Source organism: Psychrobacter sp. GW64-MNA-CIBAN-0177, from assembly GCF_040309585.1.
Classification (GTDB): Bacteria; Pseudomonadota; Gammaproteobacteria; order Pseudomonadales; family Moraxellaceae; genus Psychrobacter; species Psychrobacter okhotskensis.
This window is the reverse complement of record NZ_JBEOOY010000627.1, coordinates 1-234: the sequence shown is the minus strand read 5'-3', so window position 1 is coordinate 234 and position 234 is coordinate 1. Positions and strand designations below refer to the sequence as shown.

Sequence of the window (234 nt, the reverse complement as noted above, 5' to 3'; positions counted from 1 at the left end):
GCACTGGCTTATAAAGCGATGCAAGATAATGTACCCAGTATTATGATCACAGGCAGCCATATTCCCTTTGATAGAAATGGCCTTAAGTTTTATCGTCCCGATGGCGAAATTACAAAAGCCGACGAGCAGGCCATTTTAGCGAGTGGCGCGGTATTGCCTAGCATCAGTGAACTCTCTACCAACTGTGACCTCGCTGAATTAACAGTAAATAAAACAGCTGAAGCTGCGTATATA

At 44.0% G+C, this 234-nt stretch carries 1 pseudogene; it reads left to right on the top strand.

Annotated elements, in window-relative coordinates:
* Positions 1 to 234: pseudogene (locus AAEY79_RS16470) on the top strand (hypothetical protein); the annotation flags it as partial.